This window comes from Pseudomonas sp. 32_A, assembly GCF_017490905.1.
GTDB classification, from domain to species: Bacteria; Pseudomonadota; Gammaproteobacteria; order Pseudomonadales; family Pseudomonadaceae; genus Aquipseudomonas; species Aquipseudomonas inefficax.
The window spans coordinates 16,053-36,450 of record NZ_JAFGYI010000004.1; the positions used below are offsets into that span (position 1 = coordinate 16,053).

General features: G+C 64.9%; 20 protein-coding genes. 7 read left to right on the forward strand and 13 right to left on the reverse strand.

The features are described from left to right. Positions 1–10: 10 nt before the first annotated feature. From urtA to cbiE, 12 genes are all read right to left on the reverse strand, one after another. Positions 11–1,276: an urea ABC transporter substrate-binding protein gene (gene urtA / locus J5M58_RS03690; RefSeq protein WP_207877183.1), complete on the reverse strand. Its 1,266-nt coding sequence runs from the start codon at positions 1,274–1,276 to the stop codon at positions 11–13. A 262-nt stretch (positions 1,277–1,538) separates the two neighbouring features. Continuing rightward, positions 1,539–2,945 (reverse strand): D-serine/D-alanine/glycine transporter, encoded by a 1,407-nt coding sequence (gene cycA, locus J5M58_RS03695; RefSeq protein WP_207877185.1) that lies wholly within the window; start codon positions 2,943–2,945, stop codon positions 1,539–1,541. 235 nt (positions 2,946–3,180) lie between these two features. After that, entirely contained in the window at positions 3,181–4,548 is a 1,368-nt protein-coding gene (locus J5M58_RS03700; protein ID WP_112253650.1) for a PepSY domain-containing protein, read from the reverse strand. A 58-nt stretch (positions 4,549–4,606) separates the two neighbouring features. Beyond that, on the reverse strand, positions 4,607–6,673 hold the full coding sequence (locus J5M58_RS03705) for a TonB-dependent copper receptor (protein ID WP_207877187.1): 2,067 nt from the start codon (positions 6,671–6,673) through the stop codon (positions 4,607–4,609). A gap of 68 nt (positions 6,674–6,741) precedes the next feature. Then, positions 6,742–7,173 carry a DUF2946 domain-containing protein gene (locus J5M58_RS03710; RefSeq protein WP_112253648.1) on the reverse strand — a complete coding sequence of 144 codons (432 nt, stop codon included), beginning with the start codon at positions 7,171–7,173 and terminating at the stop codon, positions 6,742–6,744. Positions 7,174–7,196: 23 nt separating this feature from the next. Beyond that, positions 7,197–7,682, reverse strand: a complete 486-nt coding sequence (locus tag J5M58_RS03715; RefSeq protein ID WP_112253647.1) for a copper chaperone PCu(A)C — start codon at positions 7,680–7,682, stop codon at positions 7,197–7,199. Between the two features lie 47 nt (positions 7,683–7,729). Continuing rightward, entirely contained in the window at positions 7,730–8,119 is a 390-nt protein-coding gene (locus J5M58_RS03720) for a DUF2946 domain-containing protein (RefSeq protein ID WP_207877189.1), read from the reverse strand. Positions 8,120–8,342: 223 nt separating this feature from the next. After that, the gene (locus J5M58_RS03725; protein ID WP_112253646.1) at positions 8,343–9,197 is read right to left on the reverse strand and encodes an SPFH domain-containing protein; all 855 of its coding nucleotides are present in this window, start codon (positions 9,195–9,197) and stop codon (positions 8,343–8,345) included. A gap of 26 nt (positions 9,198–9,223) precedes the next feature. Beyond that, positions 9,224–9,661 carry an NfeD family protein gene (locus J5M58_RS03730; protein ID WP_112253645.1) on the reverse strand — a complete coding sequence of 146 codons (438 nt, stop codon included), beginning with the start codon at positions 9,659–9,661 and terminating at the stop codon, positions 9,224–9,226. 223 nt (positions 9,662–9,884) lie between these two features. Next, entirely contained in the window at positions 9,885–10,610 is a 726-nt protein-coding gene (locus J5M58_RS03735; protein WP_207877191.1) for a cobalt-precorrin-6A reductase, read from the reverse strand. Further along, on the reverse strand, positions 10,607–11,701 hold the full coding sequence (locus J5M58_RS03740) for a cobalt-precorrin-5B (C(1))-methyltransferase (RefSeq protein ID WP_207877193.1): 1,095 nt from the start codon (positions 11,699–11,701) through the stop codon (positions 10,607–10,609). Before J5M58_RS03740 ends, J5M58_RS03735 begins: the two co-directional genes overlap by 4 nt. After that, the gene (gene cbiE / locus J5M58_RS03745; protein WP_207877195.1) at positions 11,694–12,905 is read right to left on the reverse strand and encodes a precorrin-6y C5,15-methyltransferase (decarboxylating) subunit CbiE; all 1,212 of its coding nucleotides are present in this window, start codon (positions 12,903–12,905) and stop codon (positions 11,694–11,696) included. The genes J5M58_RS03740 and cbiE overlap by 8 nt, the downstream gene beginning before the upstream one ends. 243 nt (positions 12,906–13,148) lie before the next feature. On the opposite strand from cbiE, the gene cobG reads away from it, so the two are divergent. From cobG to J5M58_RS03780, 7 genes are all read left to right on the forward strand, one after another. Beyond that, a complete protein-coding gene (cobG, locus tag J5M58_RS03750) occupies positions 13,149–14,480 on the forward strand; it encodes a precorrin-3B synthase (protein WP_207877197.1) in 1,332 nt (443 codons plus the stop codon). Then, positions 14,473–15,099 (forward strand): precorrin-8X methylmutase, encoded by a 627-nt coding sequence (locus tag J5M58_RS03755; RefSeq protein ID WP_003257545.1) that lies wholly within the window; start codon positions 14,473–14,475, stop codon positions 15,097–15,099. Before cobG ends, J5M58_RS03755 begins: the two co-directional genes overlap by 8 nt. Next, positions 15,096–15,830, forward strand: coding sequence for a precorrin-2 C(20)-methyltransferase (locus tag J5M58_RS03760; RefSeq protein ID WP_207877199.1), 735 nt, complete (start codon positions 15,096–15,098; stop codon positions 15,828–15,830). Before J5M58_RS03755 ends, J5M58_RS03760 begins: the two co-directional genes overlap by 4 nt. Continuing rightward, on the forward strand, positions 15,818–17,515 hold the full coding sequence (gene cobJ / locus J5M58_RS03765; RefSeq protein ID WP_207877201.1) for a precorrin-3B C(17)-methyltransferase: 1,698 nt from the start codon (positions 15,818–15,820) through the stop codon (positions 17,513–17,515). The genes J5M58_RS03760 and cobJ overlap by 13 nt, the downstream gene beginning before the upstream one ends. Before the next feature lie 93 nt (positions 17,516–17,608). Next, the gene (locus tag J5M58_RS03770; protein WP_112253638.1) at positions 17,609–18,292 is read left to right on the forward strand and encodes a hypothetical protein; all 684 of its coding nucleotides are present in this window, start codon (positions 17,609–17,611) and stop codon (positions 18,290–18,292) included. A gap of 58 nt (positions 18,293–18,350) precedes the next feature. Further along, the gene (locus J5M58_RS03775) at positions 18,351–19,043 is read left to right on the forward strand and encodes a hypothetical protein (protein ID WP_243432187.1); all 693 of its coding nucleotides are present in this window, start codon (positions 18,351–18,353) and stop codon (positions 19,041–19,043) included. Beyond that, entirely contained in the window at positions 19,036–19,659 is a 624-nt protein-coding gene (locus J5M58_RS03780) for a hypothetical protein (protein ID WP_112253637.1), read from the forward strand. The genes J5M58_RS03775 and J5M58_RS03780 overlap by 8 nt, the downstream gene beginning before the upstream one ends. On the opposite strand, the gene J5M58_RS03785 is transcribed toward J5M58_RS03780, so the two are convergent. Continuing rightward, positions 19,656–20,252 (reverse strand): MarC family protein, encoded by a 597-nt coding sequence (locus tag J5M58_RS03785; protein ID WP_112253636.1) that lies wholly within the window; start codon positions 20,250–20,252, stop codon positions 19,656–19,658. The two genes, J5M58_RS03780 and J5M58_RS03785, sit on opposite strands and share 4 nt — an antisense overlap. Positions 20,253–20,398: the final 146 nt, after the last annotated feature.

The window sequence follows — 20,398 nt, forward strand, 5'->3', positions numbered from 1 at the left end:
CCCCATGCACTCAGTTACCTTTCACTGCGTAATCGGGGCGCTTGTCGTTGCCCGGAATGAACGGGCTCCACGGCTGCGCCCGTAGCGGTTGCTCGGTTTCCCACACTACGCTGAACTGCCCGTCATCCTGGATCTCGCCGATCATCACTGGCTTGTGCAGGTGGTGGTTGGTCTTGTCCATGGTCAGGGTGAACCCGGACGGCGCCTCGAAGCTTTGCCCGGCCAGTGCTTCACGCACCTTGTCGACATCGGTGGACTTGGCTTTCTCCACCGCCTGCGCCCACATGTGGATGCCTACGTAGGTAGCCTCCATCGGGTCGTTGGTCACCGCCTTGTCGGCGCCTGGCAGGCCCTTGGCCTTGGCATAGGCCTTCCAGTCGGCAACGAACTTCTGGTTGACCGGGTTATCCACCGACTCGAAGTAGTTCCACGCCGCCAGGTGGCCCACCAGCGGCTTCGTGTCGATGCCGCGCAGTTCTTCTTCGCCCACCGAGAACGCCACCACCGGCACGTCGGTGGCCTTCAGGCCCTGGTTGGCCAGCTCCTTGTAGAACGGCACGTTGGAGTCGCCGTTGACCGTGGAGATCACTGCAGTCTTGCCGCCGGCGGAGAACTTCTTGATGTTGGCGACGATGGTCTGGTAATCGCTGTGGCCGAACGGCGTATACACCTCTTCGATGTCCTTGTCGGCCACGCCCTTGCTGTGCAGGAAGGCACGCAGGATCTTGTTGGTGGTGCGCGGGTAGACGTAGTCGGTGCCCAGCAGGAAGAAGCGCCTGGCGCTGCCGCCGTCCTCGCTCATCAGGTACTCCACGGCCGGGATCGCCTGCTGGTTGGGCGCGGCGCCGGTGTAGAACACGTTCGGCGACATCTCCTCACCCTCGTACTGCACCGGGTAGAACAGCAGGCCGTTGAGCTCTTCGAACACCGGCAGTACCGACTTGCGCGACACCGAGGTCCAGCAGCCGAACACTACTGCCACCTTGTCCTGGGTCAGCAGCTGGCGGCTCTTTTCAGCGAACAGCGGCCAGTTGGAGGCCGGGTCGACCACCACCGGTTCGAGCAGCTTGCCGTTCACGCCGCCCTTGGCGTTGATCTGCTCGATGGTCATCAGCGCCATGTCCTTGAGCGAAGTCTCGGAAATGGCCATGGTCCCCGACAGCGAATGCAGGATGCCGACCTTGATGGTTTCGGCGGCCTGGATGCTCCAGCTCAGGCCCATTGCGGCAATCGATGCGCTAAGGGTGAAGGCCTTGATCAGACTGCGTCGCTTCATGTGCTCTCTCCGCTGAGTTGTTATGTGTTGGGCAAGCGGGGAGGGGTGTTGCAAGGGGTGTGCCTAACGGTGGAAGGTGCGCAATAGAGGGGTTGTGCGAGGTGTTGGGGCGTTGGTCGGATCCAGGTTGGTGCCTGATGGATTTGTGTGCACAGGATTGGGGCCGCTGTGCGGCCCATCGCGACAGATAGGACGGCGTACACCGTGCCTTTTGGGAGCGGCCTTGTGTCGCGAAAGGGCTGCAGAGCAGCCCCCTGGGCCATCAGCCGTTACGCACAGCCGTGCGCGGATGACGCTTGCTGCGCACCCCCTGATAAGTCACCGCCAGCAGCACGAACCAGATCGGCGTCACCAGCAACGCCGCGCGGGTATCGTCCTCCAGGCTCAGCAACACCAGGATGAAGGCAAAGAACACCAGGCACACGTAGCACATGAAGCGCCCGCCCGGCATCTTGTACTTTGAAGCCTGGTGCAGCGCCGAGCGGTGCTTGCGGTACTTCAGGTACGACAGCAGGATCAGCGTCCAGACGAACATGAACAACACCGCCGACACTGTGGTGACCAGGGTGAACGCCTCGACCACGTTCGGCACCAGGTAGATCAGCACTGCGCCCAGCAGCAGGCAGATGCAGGAGAAGTACAGGCCGTTGGCAGGCACCGAGCGGCTCGACAGTTTCTCGAATGCCTTGGGTGCGTCACCTTCCTGCGACAGGCCGTACAGCATGCGGCTGGTGGAGAACACGCCGCTGTTGGCCGACGAGGCCGCCGAGGTCAGCACCACGAAGTTGATGATGCTCGCCGCCGCCGGCAGGCCGGCCAGCACGAACAGCTCCACGAACGGGCTCTTGCCCGGTACCACGTCGCGCCATGGGGTCACGGCCATGATCGCGATCAGTGCCAGCACGTAGAACACGATGATCCGCACCGGGATCGAATTGATCGCCCGTGGCAGGGTGCGTTCCGGGTTCTTCGCTTCGGCGGCGGTGGTGCCTACCAACTCGATGCCGACGAAGGCGAACACGGCGATCTGGAAGCCGGCGAAGAAGCCCATCAGGCCGTTGGGGAACATGCCGCCGTCATTCCACAGGTTGGCCAGTTGCGCGGTACGCCCGCTGGGCGAGGTGAAGCCGCTGATGACCATGTACAGACCGGTCGCGACCAGGCCCAGGATGGCGACGATCTTGATCAGGGCGAACCAGAACTCCATTTCACCGAACATCTTCACCGTCACCAGGTTCAGCGACAGCAGCAGCCCTACGCAGGTTAGCGCGGGTATCCACTGCGGCAGTTCGGGGAACCAGAACTGCGTATATGCCGCGATGGCGACCACGTCGGCGATGCCGGTGACCACCCAGCAGAACCAGTAGGTCCAACCGGTGAAGTAGCCCGCCCAGGGGCCGAGCAGGTCGGCGGAAAAATCGATGAACGACTTGTAGTTGAGGTTCGACAGCAACAGTTCGCCCATGGCGCGCATGACGAAAAACAGCATGAAGCCGATGATCATGTAGACGAAGATGATCGACGGCCCGGCCAGGCTGATGGTTTTGCCCGAGCCCATGAACAGGCCGGTACCTATCGCGCCGCCAATGGCGATCAGCTGGATGTGGCGGTTGGTCAGGTTGCGCTGCAGATGCTGTTCATCTGGCGCTGCGGGTGAGGTTTGCGTCATAGGCTGCATTCCCTTGGAAGGTCGGTCGTCTTGTCAGAGGTAGCCGGCTAGGCTAACACGCGCGTTCCAGGTTGGGGCGCGACAGATCGACTCGACTTTTGGGGAGCAGTGTTGTGCCTGTGCCGGCCTCTTCGCGGGTGAGCCCGCTCCCACAGGATTCACAGATTTCGAAAACTGTGATGTACCTGTGGAAGCGGGTTTACCCGCGAAAGGGCCGGCACAGACGAAGCAATGCTCAAGCGCTGGCCAGCACCCGGCCGCGCCTGACCACCAGGCTATCCACCAGCCACATCACCACCATCGACACCCCCACCAGTGGGAACATCAACCCCAGCATCAGCATCACCCCCACCGCCGCCTTCCAGCGTGGCAGGTCATGGCGCAGCGGCGGCACACCCAGCCCGCCGGCCGGCCTGCGCTTCCACCACATCACCAGCCCGCTCACCGAGCCCAGCAAGATCATCAGGCAAACCAGCAGGATGATGATCTGGTTGAACACCCCGAACATCTTGCCTTCATGCAGCATCACGCCCAACTCGGTGGCACGGGCGACCGGGTTGTAGTCCTGCCAACGCACATCGGCCAGGACCTTGCCGGTGTACTGGTCGACATGCAGGGTGGCGTCGTTGCGCGGGTCGTCGGCGAATACGGCAATGGTGAACACACCATCGGCCGTGGTCGGCGCGGTGATGCTGTAACCCGGTTCGACCTGGCGCGCGTTAGCGATGTCTTCGACCTGCTGCAGGCTTATCCGTGGCGCTGCCGGCGCGCTCGACATCGTGTGATGCCCTGCATGTTCGGCGTGTGCGCCGGACTGCGGCATTGGCGTGTTTTCCAGCGCCCAGGGCACGGTCTGGCGGTGCGCGCTGTTGAGTTCACCCGCCTGCTGGTCCGACTTGGGCACGTCGTTCCACATGGCCGCCGGAAAGCGGTTCCACAAGTCGGCGTACTGCTTGCCCCACAGGCCGGTCCAGGTCATGCCGCTGACCAGCATCAGCAACAACAAGGCCGAGCCCCAGAAGCCGGTCACCGCATGCAGGTCGCGCCAGAGCAGTCGGCCGCGGGCAGACAGCCGTGGCCACAGCACGCCAGCGCCATTGCGCCCGCGTGGCCACCACAAGTACAGGCCCGACACCACCAGTACGATGCCCCAGCCCGCAGCCAGTTCCACCAGGCGGTCGCCGACCGTGCCAACCATCAGTTCGCCATGCAGGGCGCGGGCGATGGCCTGCAGGTTCTGCTTGCCATCCTGTTCGCCAAGAACCTTGCCGCTGTAGGGGTCGACGAACACGTTCAGTTCGCGCCCGGCGTCATGCACCACGAACTGCGCGCTGCGTTCGGCATCCAGCGGTGGCAGGTACTGGCCAACGTGGCCCTCGGGATAGGCCTTGCGCACCTCGGCCAGCATCGTGTCCGCGCCCTGTCGGTGGTGGCCGGCTTCGACCACCATCAGCTCGCGGTACAGCAGCGGGTCGAGCTGCGGCTTGAACAGGTAGATGATCCCGGTGATCGCCAGCAGGATCATGAACGGGGCCACGAACAGCCCCGCATAGAAGTGCCAACGCCAGGCCAGGTTGTAGAAGTTGATGCGTGTTCCTCTCATGGGAACCTCCTGTTTGACCAGCAGATGGGCGCGACCTGCGCCGCGCCCGTTGTTGTTGTCAGAAGCTGAAGTCGACCTTGGTCCAGAAGGTCCTGCCTGGCTCGTTGACCGGCTGTGGATCGGTAGCCGGGTAGCCGAACCCGGCGTTCCCGGCCAGGTTCAAGTGCTCGGCGTAGGTCTTGTCGAACAGGTTGTCGACCCCCGCGCTGAGCTTGAGGTGGTTGCTCACCTTGTAGGCGCCATTGAGCGAGAACACGCCGAAGCCGGCACTCTTGTCGTAGTCCTTGCCGACCACGTTGCCCTGGTTCTCGGCGATGCGGTTCTGCGCCGCCACCAGCCGCCACAGTGCGCCGACGCTCCACACATCGCGGCTGTAGGTCAGGCCCAGGCGGCTTTCCAGCGGCGGCATTTGCGGTAGTGCTGTGCCGTCACTGCTGTTCTTGCCCCAGGCGTAGGCCAGCGTTGCGTCGGCCTTCCAGTTTTCCGTCAGCTGGTAGGCCGCGCCCAGTTCGCCGCCCATGATGCGGGCATCGATGTTCTGCGCCTGCGAGGTGCTCATGCCCATCATGCCGGTGCGGTAGTCGAACAGGATGTAATCCCGGATCTGCCCGACATAGCCCGAGGCCCAGGCTTCCAGGCGCTCGGTGCGGTACTGGATGCCGAAGTCCAGCTGGGTGGTCTTCTCTGGCTTGATGCCGTCGAAGGCGTTGGCCGCACCGGGTGGCGCCAGCTTGGGCGAGAACAGCTCCCAGTAGTCGGGGAAACGTTGGGCATGGCCGAGGCCGATATAGGTGGTGGCCGGAATGGCCGCCAGGTCGTGCTCGTAGCGGATGAAGCCGCTGGGCAGAGTGTCGGCGCGGGTGTCGCCTTCGGTGGCGCTGCCCTGGCGGAAGTCACGGGCCGAAGCACGGTCCAGCCGGGCACCGCTGATCAACCGGTCCTCGCCGCTGACGTACCAGGTCAGCTCGCCAAAGGCACCATAGTTGTGGAAGTCGGCATCCTTGGTCCAGGCCTTGCCCTTGTGCGCGTCCACGCCCATGCCGCCGCGCTTGCGATGTTCGTTGGTCTGCGCGTCGATGCCACTGATCAGTTGCACATCGGCCCAGCGCCAGGTGGCCTTGATGCGGGCGCCCATGGTGCGGCGGTCGACGTTGCTGACCATCGGCATGCCCATCATGCCGCTGCCCGAAGGCGTGCGCAGGCTGTAGTTGTCCATCACGTGGTCGGCGTAGTTGTAGTAGACCTGCGCCTCGACCTTGTCGAGCACCTCGCCAAGGTTGGACTTTTCGAAGCGCAGGCCCAGGCTTTCGCGCTTGAACTGCGAGCCATCCATGCCGCGCCCGGCATAGCGGGCCTCGCCATCGCCCTTGCCGGCGGTGAGCTCGAGCAAGGTGTCCTGGTCCGGGGTCCAACCGAGGGCGACATCGCCGTTCCATTTGTCCCAGCGTGACGGCACGGTGTTGTCATCGCCGTCGTGGTAGTCGTCCGAGCGCGACTGGTTGCCGACGAAGCGGGCGTAGGCCTGGTCGTTGCCGGCGGCGGTGTCCAGCACCTTGTCGAAGCGGCCGTTGGAGCCGGCCAGCAGGCTGGCATTGACCCGGCTGCCGAGGGTGCCGAACTTCTCCGGCTCGCGCTCGAAGAGGATGGTGCCTGCCGAGCCGCCCGGGCCCCAGATCACGCTTTGCGGGCCTTTGATGACGGTCAGGCGGTCATAGGTTTCTGGCGAAATGTACGAGGTGGGGGCGTCCATGCGGTTGGGGCAGGCGCCCAGCATCAGGCCGCCATTGGTGAGAATGTTCAGGCGCGAGCCGAACATGCCGCGCAGTACCGGGTCGCCGTTGGTGCCGCCGGCGCGGATGGCCGAGAAGCCGGGGATGGTCTTCAGGTAGTCGGCGCCGTCGCTGGCCGGCACCGGCTGGCGCGGGTCCTTCGGGTTGGTGACCACGGTCAGCGGCGAGCTCGGGGCCACGGCGGTGATCACCGTCGGGCTCAGCTCGGGGGCGTCGTGTGCATGGCCTTCATGGCCAGGGCCGGCGGCCAGGGCCACGGGCGCAAGCAGCGAGCCGCACACGGCGGCGATGGTCCCACGCAGGGACAAGGCAAAAACAGGGGTGCAGCCGTACATAATGATTCCAGTCGATCAGTCATGAGTCAGCGCGAAGCCTCCTGGCTTCGTGCGCAAAAAATGTAGGTTCAGACGTTGATCGAGGAAGGTGGGGCGCGGCTGCGCGCACCAGGGAATACAGCCTGCCGGGCATGGCCCTGGTGCGTGGGTGCGAACAGGTGAGTGGTGGGTACGACGCTGCCTGCGCTGAGCGGGCTGAGGGCCTGAGGCAGGGCCGGGCAGTTGAACAACAGGCTGCAGTAACCGCACTTTTCCCACATCACATGCAGCTGGCCATCGCCAGCCTGGCCGTGATGGGTGTCGCCGCCATGCTGATGTGCGGTCGCCATCGGCATGTCCATCGGCATGCTCATGCCGGCGTGGTGGTCCATCGGCATCGACTGGGAAATCAGCGGGCCGATGAAGATCATCCACATGGCGAACAGGCTCAGCCATCCGCCACCGGCGCGCCTGCGGTCAGGGCGGGTGGTACGGCTGATGCTGTTGCGTGGCAGGCTCATGACGAGTGCCTTTCAGCGGGTGATCAGTGCGCGTGTTCGTGGGCTTGCGGCTGGTCCGTTGGCGCCTGCTTCTGCACGGCCACATCGACGGTGATATCGCCGGCCTTTTCGAAGTGCAGGGTCAACGGGAAGCGCTTGCCGTCGCTGAGCAGGCTGCGGTCCTTGGGCTGCATCAGCATCACATGGTAGGCGCTGGGGGCGAAGGTCAGGTCCTTGCCTGCGGGCACCAGCACGCTGGGCACCTGCTGCATCTTCATGGCACCGCTGGCGCCCATGGCATGCTCGTGCAGTTGTGCGTCATCGCTGATGGGGCTGTCGACACCGAGCAGGCGGTCGTCGGCCTGGCCATTGTTGTGCACCACGAAATACGCCGCGACGTTGGGGGCATTGGGGGGCAGCTGCAGTGACCAGGGGTGGGCGATGTGCAGGTCACCCACGCTGTATTCGTGGGCATTGGCAAAGGCGCCGGGCAGCAGCAGGGCGGCCATGACGAGGGCGTGCTTGAGCATGGTGAATCTCCGTTTCTGTTCAGGTTCAGGCAGACAGCGTGATGAACTCAGGCCAGCGGAGAGGCACGGGGGTTGAGCGCCGGCCAGAGTTGGCGAGGCGTGGCGTGGTAGTCGGCGGGTGGCGGCAGCAGCCCGGCGAGCAGTATCGGCGGGTTGTGCAGCTGCGGCGGGTAGCCGGGCAGGGCCAGCAGTGGCGCGGCACCGGTGCAGCACCAGCAATTCATCATGCTGGCGCTGTCGTCGCTTTGCGGGCCGAGGTCGATCTTGGCCAGGGCCTGGACGTCGACCTTGGCCTTGTTGGCCATGCTGGAACAGAAGGCCCCCCACAGCAGCTGCTCGGCCGGGCCCTTGGGCGCGGCAGAAGACAGCGGCATGGCCAGCAGGTTGAACAGCACTGCAAGGCAGGCTATCCAGGCGATGTGCCGACGTGGGGGCATGGAGAGATCCGGTCAGGAATCGTGGTGGGTATTGTAAGGCGGAGTATAGGTAAAAATGGCGGGGTGCGGTGAAGTGACGCAGGCCAGGTGGCTTCGGGGTCTGCTGTGCAGCCCATCGCGACACAAGGCCGCTCCTACAAGGGATCGCATCATGGCCAGACATGCACGGTTCTTGTAGGAGCGGCCTTGTGTCGCGATGGGGCGCAAAGCGCCCCCAGCATTATCAAGCCTTGCCACGCCCCATCAGCCCGCGGACGGTCTCCTGCAGGTCCGCCGGCAGCACCACCACCTTGGCATTGCTGCTGCCCGCCAGGTTCTCCATCGCCCCCACATAGCGCTCGCCCAGCAGGTACATCGCCGGCACGGTCTCGTTGCCTACCGCGTCCTTTACCAGCGAAATCGCCCGTGCCGAGGCCTCGGCCAGGCTGATCTGCGCTTCGGCATCCAGCCTGGCAGCCTGCAAGCGTGCTTCTGCTTCCAGGATTGCCGCCTGCTTGGCCCCTTCGGCACGGGTCACGTCGGCCTTGCGCTCGCGCTCGGCAGCCGCCTGGCGCTCCATGGCCAGTTGCATGTTCTCCGAGGGCTTGATGTCCTGGATCTCCACCGAGCGCACGGTCACGCCCCAGTCTTCGGTCTGCTCGGACATCGCCTCGCGCAGGCGCGCCTTGATCTGCTCGCGGCTGGACAGCGCTTCGTCCAGGTCCATGGCCCCGACAATGGCGCGCAGCGAGGTCATGGTCAGGCTGGTGACGGCGAACGAGAAGTCCTGTACGCCATAGGCGGCCTTCTGCGGGTCGACCACCTTGGCGAAGCACAAGGCATTGGCGACGATTACCGCGTTGTCCCTGGTGATGATTTCCTGCTGCTGCACATCGAGGATGATGTCCTTGGTCGGCAGGCGGTAGGCGACCACATCCATGTAGGGGATGACGATGTTCAGGCCGGGCTTGAGCGTGCTCTGGTAGCGGCCCAGGCGCTCGACGACCCATTCCTCGCCCTGGGGCACGATGCGCACCCCCTTGAACACGGTGATCAGGACGAACAGGGCGATGGCGATGACGACGATGAGGCTGGTCATGATGCGAAATTCCTTTTAGTGCGGATTCAGGCCCGAATGACCCGGGCAGTGTTCCCTTCGATGGCGGTCAGGCGTACCCGCTCGCCGGCAGCGATCTCGCTGTTGGCGATGCAGACCCATTCCTCGTTGCCGAGGATCGGCTTCTGGAAGCGCACGCGGCCTTTCTGGAACTCCGATACACCAGCAGTCAGCAGCCCCACTTCGCCGATCACGCTTTCGGCGGTCCAGCGCACGTCTGGTTGCTTGCGCCGGAACAGCTTGAACCACAGTGCAGTGGTGACTGACGACATCAGCACCCACAGCAGTACCTGCATATCCAGTTGCAGGCTGGGGGCGGCCAGCGAAATGAGTGATACCAGCACGGCGCCGATGCCGAACCAGAGGATGAAGAACGTCGGCAGGACCAGTTCGAGCAGCATCAGCGCGATGCCGAACACCAGCCAGATCCACCATTGCATTTCCATATGTATAGCGCCTTCCGGGGGGAGTGCCGAGTTTAAGGTAGCAGGGCGGCACAGGGCCACTTCATGGTTTGAAAGAAAAGTCCGAAATGGCTGTAGGAGCAGCTCCCTTGCGCAAATGTATGAAAATTGCCGCGTTCCCTGTGGGAGCGGGTTCACCCGCGAACACCGGCGAAGCCGGTGCCATGCACCGCGTTGATTCTTCGCGGGTGAACCCGCTCCCACCTTACTCGCGCAGGTCGAGCGCTGCAGTCAGATCAGGCAGTGAGTCGAAAGCCCGGTCCACCTCCGGCAACGGCGGGCGCTTGAGGATCAGCACCGGCACGCCCAGCTCCCGCGCCACCTCCAGCTTCGGTTCGGTCGCCACGCTGCCACTGTTCTTGCTTATCAGCACATCGATCTTGCGGCGCAGGAACAATGCCCGCTCATCCTCTATATGGAATGGCCCCCGCGCACCAATCACTTCGCAGCGATCGTTGCCAGGGCACGCCTCCAGCGCCCGCAAGGTCCAGAATTGCTCTGGCGGTATCTCGTCCAGATGTTGCAGCGGTTCACGCCCCAGCGTGAACAATGGCCTGCGAAACGGCTTGAGTGCCCCGATCAAACCTGCCCAGTCCTCGACCTCGCGCCAGTCGTCCCCGGCTTGTGCCTGCCAGGCCGGGCGGCGCAAGGCCCAGCACGGGATACCGGCCATGCGCGCGGCGTTGGCAGCATTGCTGCTGATTTGCGCGGCATAGGGATGGGTGGCATCGATAAGCAACGTGATGCCAGCCTCGCGCAGGTAGTTGGCCAACCCTTCGGCGCCACCAAAGCCGCCGACCCGAACCTGGCATTGCAGGTCCTGCGGCACCCGGCCGATGCCCGCCAGGCTGTAGACGTGCTGCGGGCCCAGACGGCGAGCGATGGCCAGGGCTTCAGTGACGCCGCCCAGCAGCAGGATGCGCCCGTTCATTGCACACCCGCCCGGCCGACGATGCCGCCCTGGCGGTCGATGGCGAACACCTCCACCTGTACCTGCGCCGGCACCACGCTGCGAGCGAAGGCCAGGGCGTGGGCGCACACCGCGTCACCCAAGTGGATACCGGCGGCATGGGCCAGTGCCAGGGCCTGCTGGCTGGTGTTGGCGGCAATGATCGATGCCTGCAGCGCCTCGTCGGCGCCGATGTCCGCCGCCCAGTCGGCCAGTTGTGGCAGGTCGATGCTGGAGTGGCGGCTGTGCAGGTCCATGTGTCCGGCAGCCAGTTTGCTGATCTTGCCGAAGCCGCCGCAAAGGGTCAGGCGTGGCACCGGCACCTTGCGCAGGTGCTTGAGCACTGCACCGACGAAGTCGCCCATTTCGATCAGGGCTATCTCCGGCAGGCCATAGACGCGGCGCATGGTGTCTTCGCTGGCGTTGCCGGTACAGGCGGCGATATGTGTGTAGCCGTTGGTGTGGGCGACGTCGATGCCTTGGTGGATCGAGGCGATGTAGGCCGCGCAGGAAAACGGCCGCACGATGCCGCTGGTGCCGAGGATCGACAGCCCGCCGAGGATGCCCAGGCGCGGGTTCATGGTCTTCAGGGCCAGTTGCTCGCCGCCCTGCACATTGACCGTGACCTCGAAGCCGCCGGGGTAGCTGCATTCGTCCGCCAGGCGTTGCAGGTGTTCACTGATCATGCGCCGCGGCACCGGGTTGATGGCTGGCTCACCCACCGCCAGCACCAGCCCCGGGCGGGTCACGGTGCCGACGCCAGTACCGGCGACAAAACGGATGCCCGGTTCGGCCAACAGGCGCACCTGGCTGTAGAGCAGGGCGCCGTGGGTCACGTCCGGGTCGTCGCCGGCGTCCTTGAGCGTGCCCGCTTCGGCACCTTGGTTGGTGAGACGGCAGAACTCCAGGCGCATCTGCACCACCTTGCCCTTGGGCAGGGTGATGCTGACGGCATCGCTGCTCTCGCCGAGCAGCAGCAAGCGTGCTGCCGCCAGGCTGGTGGCAGTGGCGCAACTGCCGGTGGTCAGGCCGCTGCGCAATGGGGCGGGCTGTTCGCGGGTTTCTTCACGCATGGGCGGGTTTCACCACATCCAGCAAGGTAATCGGCAGCGCCTGGCGCCAAGTGTCGAACGCGCCCAGTGGCTGGGCATGGGCGACATGGATGCGAGTCAGCTCGCCGCCGTGGCGCTCACGGAAATGGGCCAGGGCCAGCTCGCTTTGCAGGGTCACGGCGTTGGCTACCAGCCGGCCACCCGGGCGCAGGTTTGCCCAGCACAGGTCGAGCACACCTTCGCGGGTGACGCCGCCACCGATGAAGACAGCATCCGGTTGCTCCAGGCCTTCCAGCGCTGCCGGGGCCTTGCCGCGGACCAGTTGCAGGCCGGGTACACCCAGCGCATCGCGGTTGTGTTCGATGAAACCCTGGCGGCCTTCGTCGGCCTCGATGGCCAGGGCGCGGCAGGCCGGATGGGCGCGCATCCATTCGATGCCGATCGAGCCGCAGCCGGCGCCCACATCCCACAGCAGCTCGCCGGGCTGCGGTGCCAGGCGGGCCAGGGTGATGGCACGGACATCGCGTTTGGTCAGCTGGCCGTCATGCCGGAAGGCGCTGTCCGGCAGCCCGGCCAGCCGGTGCAGGCGCGGGGCCTCGGGCGTGGCCAGGCACTCGATGGCTACCAGGTTGAGCGCGGCGACGTCGCTGTGCGGCCAGTCCTGGGCGGTGCCGGCCAACTCACGTTCGTCCACGCCACCCAAGTGTTCGAAGACCCGCAGGCGGCTTGGCCCGAAGCCCCGCTCGCGCAGTTGCGTGGCAATTGCTGCCGGGCTGTCGCCGTCGTTGCTCAGCACCAGCAGGCGCAAGCCGCTGTGCAGGTGGGCATTGAGCGCTGCCAGGGGCCGAGCGACCAGCGATACCACCTGCACATCCTGCAGCGACCAGCCCAGGCGGGCGGCAGCCAGGGCACAGGAGGAGGGCATCGACAGCACGCGCATTTCAGCGGCGGGCAGTTGGCGCGCCAGGCTGGCGCCCACGCCGTAGAACATCGGGTCGCCGCTGGCCAGTACGCACACCGGCTCGCCGCGCAGGGCCAGTACCGGGGCCAGCGAGAACGGGCTTGGCCAGCCCAGCCGTTCGCCGGCCACGCAGCGTGGCAGCAAGGCCAGCTGGCGCGGGCTGCCGAAGATCCGCGCAGCGCCCAGCAGCGCGCGCCGGGCCTGCTTGCCCAGGCCGCTGAAGCCGTCTTCGCCGATACCTACTACTGTCAGCCAGGGTGCCATGTATTTCATTCCGCCATTTTTGGGGCCGCTGCGCGCCCCTTCGCGGGCTCGCCCGCTCCCACCGGTGCAGCGCAGCCGTTGAGGGCAGCGGCGGTCCTGTGGGAGCGGGCATGCCCGCGAAGAAGGCGCCGCGGTCCTGGATTTCCACTCGATCGTCGATGATGCTCGACCACCGGCTTTTCATGCCGCCGGACAAAGCAGGCATAATACCGCGCCTTCTACACTCAAGCGCATTTTCACAGATTGCCGGACGCCCCATTGACCCAGGCCAATGCCCCCCATGTATCGCCCCGCCCCTCGGCCTGCCCGGGGTTGTGGCGTATCGTCAGTGCCCGTGATGGCGGCATCTGCCGCATCAAGCTGCCGGGCGGCCTGCTGCTGGCCGACCAGGCCGATGCGGTGGCGGCGGCTGCCGAGCGTTTCGCCGGTGGCGTGATCGAAGCCACCAACCGCGGCAACCTGCAGATTCGCGGCATCGGCAGCGAGCATCGCGGCCTGGTCGAGACACTGCTCGCTGCTGGCCTGGGGCCACGTGATGCCGCCGGGGACGATGTGCGCAACCTGATGCTCAGCCCGCTGGCCGGGCATGACCCGGCGATGCTGCTGGACGCTCGGCCGCTGGCAGGGCAGATCCTCGACCTGCTGGAAGGCACCCCGCGTTTTCACCAGTTGTCGGCCAAGTTCGCCGTGCAGCTGGATGCCGGCGAAAACCTGGCCATGCTCGAACACCCCCATGACCTGTGGCTGTCGGCCCTGCGCCTGGAGCAGCAGACCTGGCTGGCGTTTGGCCTGGCGGGTTGCCCGGCAGACGGCAAGGTGCTCGGCGCGGTGCCGGCGGAACAAGGCCTTGCACTGGTGTGTGCGGTGCTGGAGCGTTTCCTCGACCTGGCGACCCCGGTACAGTCGCGCATGCGCCAGTTGCTCGAGGTGTGTTCGGCAACCGATTTCATCGACGGGCTTGGCCTGGCCGTCCGCCGCGATGCCGCCGTGCTCGCATGGCGGCGTGAACCGCGCAGCGTCTCGTGGCTGGGCGTTCTGCCGCAGGCGCAGGGCCTCGCCTTTGGCGTTGCCCCGCCGCAGGGGCGCCTGACCCCGGCCATGCTGCGTGGTGCTGCGCGCGTTGCCGGTGAACATGGCGATGGCAGCCTTCGCCTGAGCCCCTGGCAAAGCCTGGTGCTGACCAACCTGCAAGCGCAACACATCGACCACGCCCAGGCCGAGTTGTCCGCCTTGGGCCTGCTGTGCCACGACCATGAGCCGCTGGCACGCATAAGCGCCTGTACCGGCGCCAGTGGCTGTGCCAAGGCCCTGGGCGAGACCAAGGCCGACGCCGTCACCCTGGCGGCACTGCTCGGCCCTGGCTTGCCCGGCAGCGTGCACTTGTCCGGTTGCCCCCGATCCTGCGCCGTGGCCCATGTTGCCCCGGCCACCCTGCTGGCCCGCGCGCCGGGCCGTTACGACCTGTACCTGCGTGATGCACGCCAGCCGGGCTTCGGCGCCCTGCGCGCCACCGACCTTACCTTGAATGAAGCAGGCGCCATGCTCGACCTGCCGACGGAGCACCTTGATGATTGACTACATCCGCGATGGTCAGGAGATCTATCGCAACTCCTTCCGGATCATCCGCGAAGAAGCCCGACTCGAGCGGATCCCCGCAGACCTCGAAAAGCTCGCCGTGCGCGTGATCCACGCCTGTGGCATGGTTGACGCCATCGACGGCCTGCAGTTCTCCGAAGGTGCCGGCCGGGCCGGGCGCGAGGCGTTGCTGAACGGCGCGCCGATCCTGTGCGACGCGCACATGGTCGCCGAAGGCATCACCCGCGCCCGCCTGCCCGCCGACAACAAGGTCATCTGCACCCTGCGCGACCCGAGCGTACCGGGCCTGGCGAAAGACGCCGGCAACACCCGTTCCGCCGTGGCCCTGGAGCTGTGGCGACCGCATCTGGAAGGCAGTGTGGTGGTGATCGGCAACGCGCCTACCGCACTGTTCTACCTGCTGGAAATGCTCGACGCCGGCGCCCCCAAGCCGGCGTTGATCCTCGGCTTCCCGGTCGGTTTCGTCGGTGCCGCCGAGTCCAAGGCGATGCTCGCCGCCGACAGCCGTGGCGTGCCGTTCGTGATCATGCAGGGCCGCCTGGGCGGCAGCGCGATGGCCGCCGCCGCGGTCAACGCCCTGGCCACGGAGGTGGAATGATGGCGCCGCGTGGACGTCTGCTCGGCCTGGGCGTAGGCCCTGGCGACCCTGAACTGATTACCCTCAAGGCCCTGCGCCTGCTGCGTGAAGCGCCCGTGGTTGGCTACTTCGTGGCCAAGGGCAAGCGCGGTAACGCCTTCGGCATCATCGAGGCGCACCTGCAGCCCGAGCAGACCTTGCTGCCGCTGGTCTACCCGGTAACCACCGAAGCGCTGCCGGCGCCGCTGTCCTATGAGCAGGTAATCAGCGACTTCTACGACGAGGCCAGCGTGCAGGTAGCCGAGCACCTGGATGCCGGCCGCGACGTGGCGGTTATCTGCGAAGGCGACCCGTTCTTTTACGGTTCCTACATGTACCTGCACGACCGACTGGCGCAGCGCTACGAGGCCGAAGTGATCCCGGGCGTCTGCTCGATGCTCGGTGGCGCCTCGGTACTGGGCGCGCCGTTGGTATACCGCAACCAGAGCCTGTCGGTGCTGTCTGGCGTGTTGCCGGCCGAAGAGCTCAAGCGTCGCCTGGCCGACGCCGACGCGGCGGTGATCATGAAACTTGGCCGCAACTTCCCCAAGGTGCGCGAAGTGCTGGCCGAACTGAGCCTGGACGGGCGCGCGCTGTATGTGGAGCGGGCGACCATGGCCAACCAGAAGATCGTGCCGCTGGGCCAGGTCGACCCACAGTCCTCACCGTACTTCTCGCTGATCATCGTACCGGGTGAAAAATGGCAGGGCTGAACATGCACCAGGCACCGGCGATCGTCATTCTTGGCCAGGGCAGCCTGGCCACGGCGCAGCGTATCCAGCAGTGTTATCCACAAGCGTCGATCCATGGGCTGGAAGGCCGGGTCGAGGGTGCCGACCTTTGCTACACCGCATTCGGCGATACCCTGCGCGAGCTGTACCAGCAGAACACACCGATCATCGCCCTGTGCGCGGCGGGTATCGTCATCCGCAGCCTGGCCAGCCTGCTCAGCGAGAAAGGTGTCGAGCCACCGGTACTGGCCGTGGCCGAAGACGGCAGTGCCGTGGTGCCGTTGCTCGGTGGCCTTGGCGGTGTGAACGTGATCGCGCGCCAGATCGCTGAAGCATTGGGTGTTGCTGCGGCGATCACCACCAGCGGCGAGCTGCGTTTCGGCACCTGTCTGCTGAACCCGCCGCAAGGCTATGCGTTGGGGGATATCGAACAAGGCAAGCGCTTCGTCTCCGACCTGCTGGCTGGCGAGGCGGTGCGCATCGAAGGTGACGCGCCGTGGCTGCAGCAGGCGCAGTTGCCTGCCAGCGAGGCTGCCCGGCGTACCATCCATGTGGGGCACCAGGCCCGCCCGGCCAGTCGCGACGAGCTGCTGATCCACCCGCGTTCGGTGGTAGTGGGTGTTGCCGGCGGCAGCCTGGCCAGTATCCGTGCGGCATTGCAGCAGGCCGGCATCGCCGAGCCCGCAGTGGCCTGCCTGCTGGCCGACGAGCAAGCCATGGCCGATGGCGCCCTGCACGAAGCGGCACAGGCCCTGGGTGTCCCCTTGCGCTTTGCCGGCAAGATGCATGATGTGGCGGGCATGGTTGCTGCGGCATTGCCCGCTGCGCAACTGATCGAGGTGGCAGATATAGTCATCGCGGTGGCGCCTGCCCCGGTCGAGGTGATGCAGGTTGGCCGTCGTCGGGGTCGCCTGGCGGTCATTGGCCTGGGGCCGGGTGCAGCCGAGCTGATGGTGCCGGCGGTCAAGGCCGAACTGGCGCGGGCCGAGGATGTGCTCGGTTACGAAACCTACGTGCGCATGGCCGGTCCGTTCCGTGACGACCAGGTGCTGCACTGCACCGATAACCGTGAAGAGATGCAGCGTGCCCGGCACGCTTTCGAACTGGCGGCCCAAGGGCGTTCGGTGGTGGTGGTTTCGTCTGGCGACCCAGGCGTGTTCGCCATGGCTGCTGCGGTGCTCGAAGCGTTGCACGAGTCGAGCGACCCCGCTTGGCATCGCGTCGATCTCGAGATACTGCCGGGGGTGTCGGCTTCGCTCGCGACGGCCGCGCAGGCAGGCGCGCCGCTGGGGCATGACTTCTGCGTGATGTCGCTGTCGGACAACCTCAAGCCTTGGTCGATCATTGAAAAGCGCCTGGACCTGGCGGCCCAGGCCGACCTGGTGCTGGCGTTCTACAACCCGATTTCCAAGGCCAGGCCACACCAGCTTGGGGTGGCGCTGGAGGTCGTGCGTCGGCACCGCGAGGGGAACACGCCTGTAGTCCTTGGCCGAGATATCGGTAGGCCGGGGCAGACGCTGAATGTCGTCACATTGGCCGAGCTGCTGCCGGAAATGGTCGACATGCGCACCATGGTGCTGGTGGGCTCCTCGACAACCTGCGTGTTTCCTCGCCTGTCGGGTGGAGTGTGGGCCTACACGCCACGTTGGTATCCCTCGGCCTCCTGAATACGTCGGAAACCCTTCAGCGCGTTGCGTATCGCCCGCGCTGGCTAAGGTGGCTGCCCCTGACTCATGGGGCAACCACCAAGGAGTTTCCAGATGTCCGAAGCAACCCAAGGCACCACCACCAACGACTCCGCCATCCTGGTCGAAGGCAACCTGCTCGCCTGCGGCGCTGGCATGTCTGCGCAAAACCGTCACGATGTGAAAAATGCCTTCCACTTTGCCACGCTGGTGGCCGACAAAGCCTTTGACGCCGAAAAACAGAGCAGGCAGTGGTACGACAAATTCGTCGATGTCATGCGTGATCTCGGCTTTACCATCCCGCGTCGCAGCTTCGAGCTGGAAACTTCGGCCGAGCTGTCTGTCACCGTAGGCGCCGTCGCTATCCGTGCGATAGGGGCTGCCGGCAATGCCATGCTGGGTGGCACGGTGCTGGCTGACCTGGCGAAGAGCGCTTTCGACAAACTGAGCACCGTCAAGAACGACGCCAAGGTGCTCGACCACAAGCGCAAGAACAAGGCCAGGGGCATGGTCGGGCTGGCCGCGTGCATCGAAACCGCAAACAACGATGTGGTGATGGTGGTGAGCTGCATTCAGGCCGGCGCTCCGAAACTGGATGACGATTTGCTGGGCATCCAATGGAAGCTGGACAAGACGCAGTATTACGCCGGTACGGCGGTGCTCACGCTCAATACCTTCGTCTACGACAAAATCCGCGAAACCGTGGAAAACAAACTCGGCGTGCGCAGCGTCGAGAACGTTCTCCAGTACGACATCTGAGTGCAAGGCGGCGTTGGCGCAACGCCGCCTTTTCGACTCCTTGTGACGAGGCAACGCAATGGATAAAAAAGTTGAACAACTGATGTTGATTGGCGGAACGGCGTTGCTGTATCCCGCGGGAACCGGCCCGATTCAACGTCAGGCCGCCTTCGACTCGATACTTTACGCGCAGTTGTTGGCCAACAAGAACGCTGGGTCACGCTTTGAAAACTACGAAGGCTGGTACGCCGCCTACCGAGATGCATACCGCCAACTGGGCTGGATCAAGCTGGCCAGCACGCATGATCTCAAACAGTTGGGGCAACCCGCGCGTAGCGCGCAGGCTCAGCCACTTGAGGCGTGGCTGAAAATACGCTCGATCCGCCACGAGGCCGTGCTGGCCGCGGTAAAGGCGGGCCTGGAACGATCAGCAGCAGGTTGTTGCCATTTGCTGAAATTCAGCGCGCAGGACCAGGCGCAGCGTTCGCAGTTGGTGATCGAGCTTGGCCTGCTCAAGCCAGGACCGGCCCTCGAGCTTTGCAGCATTACCTTGCAAATCGACAAGCCGATGTCGGGCGTCTCGCTGGATGGATTGCTAAGCGAACAATTGCTTCAGGGGGAAGCCGAGTTCAATGCAGTTTCTATGTTGCTGGATAACGGGCGCTTCCAACACCAGCGTGACGAACTGCAGGCATTGATGAAACTGAAGGATGCCCAGGGTGACTACCGATTCGATCCTCATGCGCCAGCAACAGGAGCACATCATGAGTGACGCCACGTCTGCCGTGATCGGTGCAGGAATTGTCTCGTTCCTGCCGGGTATTTCCGCAGCGCAGAAAACCAAGGTGAAACTGGCCCTGGCGATGGCCGAGCGCGCGACCGAGACGGCGTGCAGGGAAGGGCTGGTCAAGGACTGGTTTGCCTATTACCGCAACCAGCTCAAGTACATGGGCTGGGACGCCGTGTCTGCCGAGCAGCTTCATTGGCCCGACCAGCGCCGCGCCCGGCAGGCCGATCAGGTACTGGAAACCATTGCGGTAACCGCCGGCGAACATTTTGCCTCGGCCATTGGCATCTCCATGCAGAAGCTGCTGGCCAACCCGTCGGTTCTGCAGGAGCTTGAGCGGCGCGCCTATGAACGCCAGCACTTCCAGTTGTTGCCGTGTGCGCCGGCCGGTGCCAATCGTGTGGATATGGTGCTTTACCATGAGACCGACACGCGCTCGGCCTTCGGCGCGGGCTTCATCAGCCACAAGCGCAGCTACCGGAACGTGCGTGCGGAGTTGATACGTTTCAACCTGCTGGCTTTCGAGCACAGCTTCTTGCCCAAGGTGCAGGACCGGGTGGTGCAGGTGTCCATGCAGCGTGTTCTGGATTACGCCCTCTAGGAGGTCAGGTAGCCCTTGATTCCGGTGAAGATGATCTGCGCCGCCAGGGCGCAGACGAACAGCCCCATCAGGCGGCTGACGATCTGCAGGCCCTGGTCGCCTAGGATGCGCTCGATACGGTGTGACAGGTACAGCACCAGGCCGACGGTGAAGCTGGCCAGGGCTATGCTGATGATGGCCAACAGCTTGTCGTCCCAATGCGGGTGGCCGACGCCCATTACCAGCAGTGCACCGATGGTGCCGGGGCCAACGGTGAGCGGGATGGTCAGCGGTACGATGGTGACGTCCTGCTGCACGTTGTCGGCCTGTACTGCGGACTTGCCTTGAGCCATGCCCAGTGCCGAAATGAACAGCACGCTGCCCGCGCCGATGCGGAAAGCGTCGGCGGTGATGCCGAAGATGCCGAAGATCGCCCGCCCGAACAGGTACAGCAGGACACTGGCGACGAGCGCGGCAATAGCCACCTTCCATGCCAGCTGCTTGCGCTCTTTGCTGGAGTGGCCGCGGGTCAGGCTGATGAAGCACGACAGCACGAAGAACGGGCTGTAGAGCACGAGCATTTTCAGGTAGACGCTGAACAACTCATGGAGCATGGGGGCTGGTCCAGGCAGTTATGGCTGGGCAGAGTTTATCAGCAGATTCTGTTAATAGCCTGTGCCGGCCTCTTCGCGGGTGAACCCGCTCCCACAGGTACTGCACAAGGCCTGAAGGCAATGCTATCCCTGTGGGAGCGGGTTTA